This is a genomic window from Streptomyces sp. NPDC048257, assembly GCF_043201855.1.
Classification (GTDB): domain Bacteria; phylum Actinomycetota; class Actinomycetes; order Streptomycetales; family Streptomycetaceae; genus Streptomyces.
In genome coordinates this window covers 130,443-136,645 of record NZ_JBICZI010000009.1, presented here as the reverse complement: position 1 = coordinate 136,645, position 6,203 = coordinate 130,443, and the positions used below count along the sequence as shown (strand labels likewise).

6 protein-coding genes are annotated in these 6,203 nt (G+C 73.4%); 3 read left to right on the top strand and 3 right to left on the bottom strand.

Annotated elements, in window-relative coordinates; all coding sequences use genetic code 11:
- Positions 1-161: 161 nt before the first annotated feature.
- A complete protein-coding gene (locus ACGFZK_RS19945) occupies positions 162-1,136 on the bottom strand; it encodes a LysR family transcriptional regulator (RefSeq protein WP_393850305.1) in 975 nt (324 codons plus the stop codon).
- 62 nt (positions 1,137-1,198) lie between these two features.
- Here ACGFZK_RS19945 and ACGFZK_RS19940 point away from each other — a divergent pair, with 62 nt between their 5' ends.
- Together ACGFZK_RS19940 and ACGFZK_RS19935 are read left to right on the top strand one after the other, a co-directional pair.
- Positions 1,199-2,482: an MFS transporter gene (locus ACGFZK_RS19940; RefSeq protein ID WP_393850188.1), complete on the top strand. Its 1,284-nt coding sequence runs from the start codon at positions 1,199-1,201 to the stop codon at positions 2,480-2,482.
- Positions 2,483-2,572: 90 nt separating this feature from the next.
- Complete coding sequence (locus tag ACGFZK_RS19935; protein WP_393850187.1) at positions 2,573-3,322, top strand: L,D-transpeptidase family protein; 750 nt, start codon at positions 2,573-2,575, stop codon at positions 3,320-3,322.
- Here ACGFZK_RS19935 and ACGFZK_RS19930 read toward each other — a convergent pair.
- Complete coding sequence (locus tag ACGFZK_RS19930) at positions 3,298-4,638, bottom strand: MFS transporter (RefSeq protein WP_393850186.1); 1,341 nt, start codon at positions 4,636-4,638, stop codon at positions 3,298-3,300. The two genes, ACGFZK_RS19935 and ACGFZK_RS19930, sit on opposite strands and share 25 nt — an antisense overlap.
- Positions 4,639-4,928: 290 nt before the next feature.
- On the opposite strand from ACGFZK_RS19930, the gene ACGFZK_RS19925 reads away from it, so the two are divergent.
- Positions 4,929-5,927, top strand: coding sequence for a sigma-70 family RNA polymerase sigma factor (locus ACGFZK_RS19925; protein WP_393850185.1), 999 nt, complete (start codon positions 4,929-4,931; stop codon positions 5,925-5,927).
- Here the strand turns inward: ACGFZK_RS19925 and ACGFZK_RS19920 are convergent.
- Positions 5,823-6,158 (bottom strand): STAS domain-containing protein, encoded by a 336-nt coding sequence (locus ACGFZK_RS19920; protein ID WP_393850184.1) that lies wholly within the window; start codon positions 6,156-6,158, stop codon positions 5,823-5,825. The genes ACGFZK_RS19925 and ACGFZK_RS19920 overlap by 105 nt on opposite strands.
- Between the last annotated feature and the right edge of the window lie 45 nt (positions 6,159-6,203).

Below are 6,203 nucleotides of genomic sequence, written 5' to 3'. Positions count from 1 at the left end.
CGCCCCCCGGCGCGGCGCCCCCCCCCCCGGGGGGGGGGGCGCGCGGGGGGCCCCGCCCCCCCCCCCCTGCCCGGCGGAGCCGGGTTTCCTGGGGCGCCGCCCCAGACCCCGCGCCTCACACGCCGGCGAGGCTGAGTTGGCCTCGCCGAGGAGTGGCCCGGCTAGGGCAGGGGTTCCAGGTCCGGGATGAGGCGGCCGCGGCGGGAGAGGAGGAAGCGCTTGAACTCCGCCACCGGCGGGGTGTCGGGGTGGCCGTCGAGCCAGGCGACGCCGATCTCGCGGACCGCGCGCGGGGCGGTGACCGTCAGCTCGACGACTCCGGGGCGGGCCACGGCCGGGGGCGGCAGGAGGGCCACGCCGAGGCCGGCGGCGACCAGGCCGCGCAGGGTTTCGGCCTCCTCGCCCTCGAAGGCGACCTTGGGGGTGAACCCGGCCTCCGCGCACAGGTCGTCGGTGATGCGGCGCATGCCGTAGCCGGGCTCCAGGGTGACGAAGGTTTCCTCCGCGGCCTCGGCGAGCCGGATGCGCTTGCGGGTCGCGAGCCGGTGGTCGTCCGGGACCACCAGCCGCAGCCGCTGTTCGTCGAGGCGGCGGGCCACCAGGTCGGGGGCGTCCGGCAGCGGGGAGGTGAGGCACAGGTCGAGTTCACCGGCCCGGAGCTTCTCCAGCATGGCCTCGCCGTAGTTCTGGACGAGGGAGAACCGGATCCGCGGGTGGTCGGCGCGGAAGGCCCGGATGAGGCCGGGTACGGTCTCGGACCCCAGGGTGTGCAGGAAGCCGAAGGCCACCTTGCCGGCCGCCGGATCGGCGTCCTGCTGTACGGATTCGGCGGCGCGGTCGATCTCCGTCAGGGCCTGCTCGGCCGAGGCCAGGAAGGTGCGGCCCGCCGTGGTGAGGGCGACCGTACGGCCCTTGCGGGCGAACAGCGTGACGCCGAGATCCTGTTCGAGCCGGACCATGGCGCGGGACAGGGTGGATTGCGGGACGCCCAGCTCGTGGGCGGCGCGGGTGACGTGCTCGTGGCGGGCGACCGCAACGAAATAGGCCAGCCGCGGGGCCAGCAAAGTTGTCACGGCCATGTCTTCTACGTAACGGTTCATCGACATCCACGCCTCTGAGCTGGGTTGATGCAGCAGTGGATCGATTATCTCAATTCTGTGCATTGGACGCATGAAAAGGACGGGCCTACCGTCGAAGCATGCCTCCCGTTCATACCGGGGCACCCGTCATCCCGGGTGCCTCCACCCCGTCGTCCCCCGCACCGCAGCCCCTCTCCCCCGGCCGCCCCGGCTACCGCCGGATGAGCCTCGCGCTCTTCGCCGCCGGACTCGCGACGTTCGCCCTCCTCTACTCCACCCAGGCCCTGTTGCCCGCGATCTCCGCCGGCTTCGGCGTGACGGCGGGCCAGGCCAGCTGGACGGTGTCCGCGGCCACCGGCGCGCTCGCGCTGTTCGTCCTGCCGCTGAGCGCGCTGTCCGAGCGGTTCGGCCGCACCCGGATGATGGCCTGCTCGATGGTGGTCGCCGTCGGCGTGGGCCTGCTGGTGCCGTTCGCGCCGAACGTGGAGTGGCTGGTGGCGCTGCGCGCCGTCCAGGGCGCGGCGATCGCCGGGATCCCGGCTTCCGCGATGGCGTACCTGGCGGAGGAGGTCAGGCCGAAGGCCCTGGTGGCCGCGATCGGCCTGTTCGTGGCGGGGAACTCCATCGGCGGGATGAGCGGCCGGCTGGTCACCGGCTGGGCCGCGCAGCTGTGGGGCTGGCGGGCGGGCCTGGCGGCCGTCGCCGTGATGTCGCTGGCGTGCGCGGTGGCCTTCCTGGTGCTGCTGCCCCGGGCCCGGTTCTTCCGGCCCGCGTCGCTGAACCCGCGTGCGGTGGGCCGTACCGTCGCCGGCCATCTGCGCGATCCGCTGCTGCTGCGGCTGTACGGGATCGGCGCGCTGTTCATGACGGTCTTCGGCGCGGTCTACACCGTGATCGGCTATCGCCTGGTGGACGAGCCGTTCTCGCTCGGGCAGGGCGTCGTCGGGTCGATCTTCCTGATCTACCTGGTCGGTACGGTCTCCTCGGCCGCCGCCGGCAAGCTGGTGGCCCGCACGGGGCGGCGCGGCGCGCTGTACCTGGCCGTGACCACCACGGCACTGGGGCTGCTGCTGTCGCTGTCCGACTCCCTGGCGGCGATCGTGCTCGGGCTGGTCCTGATCACCGCGGGCTTCTTCGCGGGGCACGCGGTGGCCTCCGCCGCGGTGAGCCGGACGGCGAAGACGGGCCGGGCGCAGGCCTCCGCGCTCTACCAGTCGGCGTACTACCTCGGCTCCAGCGCGGGCGGCACCCTGGGCGCCCTCGCCTACCACGGGGCCGGATGGGCGGCGACGGTCGGCATCGCCCTGCTGGCGGTGCTCGGCGTCGTGTCGATCACCCTCTACGGGTCGCACGCGGCCCGCGCGGAGCGGCGGATGCCGGCTTCGGCCGTGGGCGCGCGCTGACGAAATCTACGCTCCCTGCGGAGGCAACCCCTGCTTGTTTTCCGGGCATTCAACACGGAGAACGACGCTGTGCGAGCAGGGGAGGACCTGATGGGGATCGGGATCGGGACGGGGCCGGGGCCGGGGCCGGGGACGCGGAGGTCACGCAGGCGCCTGGGGCAGCGGGCGGCGGTGCTGGGCGGGGCGGCCGCGCTGGCGCTGCCGCTGGTGGTCGTGGGCGGCGGTGCGGCGCAGGCCGCCGCCACCTGCAACCTCACCACCGGGCCGTACCAGCGGCAGATCGAGCAGTTCCTCGGGCAGCCGGTGGACGGGAAGCAGTCCGCGGCCGACTGCACCGCGATCCGGTCCTTCCAGGCGAGCCACGGGATCACCCCGACCCAGGGCTACGCCGGGCCGCTGACCTGGCGGACGATGAACACGATGCTGGCCCAGCGGGCGGCCGGCACCACCCCGAACCGGGCGGGCAACTGCCCGGTGAACCGGGGGCGGATCGCCTGCGTCGACCTGACCCGGCAGCTGAGCTGGATCCAGGACGGCGCCACCCTGAAGTACGGGCCCGTCCCGGTCCGCACCGGCAAGGACGGCACGGAGACCCGGTCCGGCCTGAAGAAGATCTACTACCGCAACATCGACCACTGGTCGACGCTCTACGACGTCTCGATGCCGTACGCGCAGTTCTTCGACGGCGGCATCGCCTTCCACTCGACCACCAAGAGCATGTGGAACCCGCCGGGTTCGGGCGGCTGCGTGAACATGCGGGCCGCCGACGCCAAGGCGTACTGGAACATGCTGGGCAACGGCGAGGACGTCTACGTCTACGGCCGCAAGCCCGGTACCTGAGAGGCCTTGGCGGCGGACTCTACGGGCTCGACGGGCTCGACGGGCTCTACGGGCTCTACGGGTTCTACGGGTTCTACGGGCCCGGTAGGAGCGGGCGCGGCGGGCAGGCGGTCCAACCGGCGCAGGCTGGCACGGCGTTGGACGAGGGACAGCCCCGCCACCCCCACCCCGAGGGCCAGCCAGCCCGCCGGGCCGGCCGCCATCACCGCGCCGGTGAGCAGCAGCGGGCCCGCGGACTTCTGGACGGACTGGGCCATGCCGGCCACCCCGAGGTAGGAGGCGCGCGCCTCCTGCGGTGCGAGGGAGACCGCCAGTTCCCAGGAGCTCACCGAGCGCATCAGCTCCGCCGCGGTGGCCAGCACCGCCGCGGCGAGCAGGGCGGCCGAGGCCGCCCAGACCCCGGACCCGGGGGTGGTGGCCAGGAAGACGCAACAGGCGAGCGTCATCCATCCGTAGAGGGCGACCGCGCCCGCGGCCCGGCGGGCGTCCGGGACCCGCGCCGACACCCGGAGCTGGAGGGCGACGACGAGCACGGTGTTGATGACCAGGAAGGCCGGAATCAGGGCGTGCGGGGCCTCGGTGTGGCCGACCAGCCACAGCGGCAGGCCGACGCCGAGGATCGAGTCGTCCAGGTTCATCGGGATGTCCAGCAGGACGAACCGCAGGTAGCCGCGGTCCCGCCAGGGGCTCGCTCCGGTCGCTCCGGTCGCCCCGGCCGCCGGGGCCCGTTCCCCCTCGCCGGAGTCGCCGGAGTCGCCGGGCCGGGCGGCCACCAGCCCGCGGCCGCGCGGCTCCCGGGTGCGCCACACCAGGGCCGCGGCCACGAGGAACGACAGCGCGTTGGCCAGGATCAGCACGTGGTAGGCGCCCCGGGTGCCGACGGCGAGGCCGATGGCGGCGAGGCCCGCGCCGAGGGCGTAGCCGGCGTTGGCCGAGCTGCGCGACAGCGCCTGGTAGGTGGAGCGGCGCTCACCCGCGACCCGGGTGGCGAAGAGCATCTCCAGCGTCTTGGCCGCCCGGTCTCCCAGGTGGGTGACGGCGAACAGGAGCAGCAGCACGCGGAAGTCGGTGACCACCAGCAGGACGCACAGCGCCCCGAGGCGGATGAGGTGGCAGCCGATGAGCAGGGTGCGCACCTGGAAGCGGTCGGCGAGGTGGCCCGCCAGCGGTGATCCGGCGATGCCCGCCACCCCGGCCGCGCCCAGCAGCAGTCCCAGCTGCCCGGCGTCGAGGCCGACCACGAAGGTGAAGTAGAGGACGGAGGACGCGGCCCACACGCCGGTGCCCGCTCGGTCCAGCGCCTGGGTGAGCAGCATGATCCGTGCGTCACGGCCGCCGGGCGGCCGCCGCAGTTGCGCCAGCAGGCCCGGTTCCCCCCGTCGTGCCTTCCGGCTCTCCCCGCCGCGCATCCCAGTCCCCCGTATCGACCGCATCCACCGTCCAGGTATCTCGACGTCGAGATACCTGGAGAAGCCTGCCGCACATCAATCTTGACGTCAAGAAACTTGACGTCGACATACGTAGCGGCGACGGCTCTTCCGGCTGCCGTTGTCAGACCCCTCCGGTAGGTTCCGAGGTAACGGAACGACCAGGGGGATGAACGGACATGAGCGACCTCGCCACCGATCTTGACCTCGACACGGCGATGGACCGGTACCGGATCGAGCTCACCGGCTACTGCTACCGCATGCTCGGCTCCTCCTTCGACGCCGAGGACGCGGTGCAGGACACGTACGTCCGCGCCTGGCGCAGCTACGCCACGTTCGAGGGCCGCGCCTCGCTGCGGTCGTGGCTCTACCGGATCGCCACCAACGTCTGTCTGGACCTGCTGAACGCCGGGAACAAGCGGGCCCGCCCGATGGATCTGACCGCCCCGCAGCACCAGGCCTCCGCCGTGCTCAACGAGCGCCCCGAGGTGACCTGGCTGGAGCCGGTCCCGGACGGCCGGGTCCTGCCGCAGACCGCCGACCCGGCGGAGATGGCGCTGGCGAAGGAATCCGTACGACTGGCCTTCGTCGCGGCGCTCCAGCACCTGCCGGCCAAGCAGCGGGCGGTGCTCATCCTGCGCGAGGTGCTCGCCTGGAAGGCCGACGAGGTGGCCCGGCTCCTGGAGACCACGACGGCCTCGGTGAACAGCGCGCTGCAGCGGGCGCGGGCCACCCTGGCCGGGCAGTCGCTGCGCGACAGCGACCCGGCGGATCCGCTCGACGCGGACCAGGCGAAGCTGCTGGAGCGGTACCTCTCCGCCTTCGAGGCCTACGACATCTCCCGGCTCACCACACTCCTGCACGAGGACGCGGTGCTGTCGATGCCGCCGTTCGACCTGTGGCTCCAGGGCCACGAGGACATCGCGGCCTGGCACCTGAACCAGGGCATCGGCTGCAAGGGGTCCCGGCTGGTCCCGACGACGGCGAACGGCATGCCGGCCTTCGGCCAGTACCGTCCGCGCGAGGACGGGCGGCCGGGCCACACCCCGTGGGCGCTCCAGGTCCTGGAGGTCTCAGAGGGCAAGATCGTCGGGCTCAACGCCTTCCTGGACACCGGGCGGTGGTTCCCGCTGTTCGGCCTCCCCGAGCAGCTCGACGAGGCCTACGAGGTCCAGTAGGGCCCGCAGGGCGGGCGCGGCCCCGGTCACCCGCAGCGGCCGCCCCCGGGCGGTCAGCCGCAGCCGGGCCAGCACCTCGACGGCGCCCAGGCCCGGCGCGGTGACGGCGCGCGCGTCGCACTCCACCGCGCACGCCCCGTCCTCGTACAGCCGGGCCAGGCGCGCACACAGCCGCGCCGCGTCGTGGGCGGCCGGTCCCGGTCCGGGCAGCACGAGTCGCTGGATCTTCACACAAGGGTGACTGCCCCGCCCGACGGAACTCATCGGCGGGCCCGC